1 protein-coding gene is annotated in these 618 nt (G+C 74.4%); it reads right to left on the bottom strand.

Annotated elements, in window-relative coordinates; genetic code table 11:
• Window positions 1–221 precede the first annotated feature (221 nt).
• Window positions 222–618: SDR family NAD(P)-dependent oxidoreductase (locus AB8Z36_RS41530; RefSeq protein ID WP_369218500.1), on the bottom strand; the 397-nt coding region annotated here is incomplete at its 5' end.

The raw sequence follows: 618 nt of genomic DNA, 5'->3' as shown, positions 1-618 counted from the left end.
GGAGGATCTGGCCGGTCGTGAAGGCTGAGGCATCGGACGCCAGCCCCCCCCCCCCCCCCCCCCCCCCCCCCCCCCCCCCCCCCCCCCCCCCCCCCCCCCCCCCCCCCCCCCCCCCCCCCCCCCCCCTGGAATCAGTGGGGTATGACGGCTCACCGCAGCGTGACGGCTCACCGGGGCATGACGGCTCACCGCAGCGTGACGGCCCACCGCGGCACGACGCATCACCACGGCATGGCGACCCCGCCGTTGGGGCGGAGGATCTGGCCGGTCGTGAAGGCTGAGGCATCGGACGCCAGATACAGCACCGCGTGCGCGATGTCCTCCGGTTCACCCACGCGGCCCAGTGGGGCCATGCGTTTCATGATCTTCTCGGTGCTCGCCCGGGCCTCGCGGTCGTGGCGGGCCGTCATGGGAGTGCGGATCCAGCCCGGCGCCACGGCGTTCACGCGGATGCCGTACGGACCGACCTCCGTCGCCAGCGTCCTGGTCAACTGCACCACCGCCGCCTTCGCCGCGCCGTAGCAGAGGAGCCCGGGGGCGCCGGTGTCGACGGCTCCGGAGGCCATAGTGATGATGCTTTGGCCGACGGYGACGCCTTTGCTGGCGGGGGCGCCTTGG

Source organism: Streptomyces flavofungini, from assembly GCF_041028215.1.
GTDB lineage: Bacteria > Actinomycetota > Actinomycetes > Streptomycetales > Streptomycetaceae > Streptomyces > Streptomyces flavofungini_B.
Note: the sequence above shows the minus strand (reverse complement) of the source record. Positions and strands in the feature narration are given on the sequence as shown.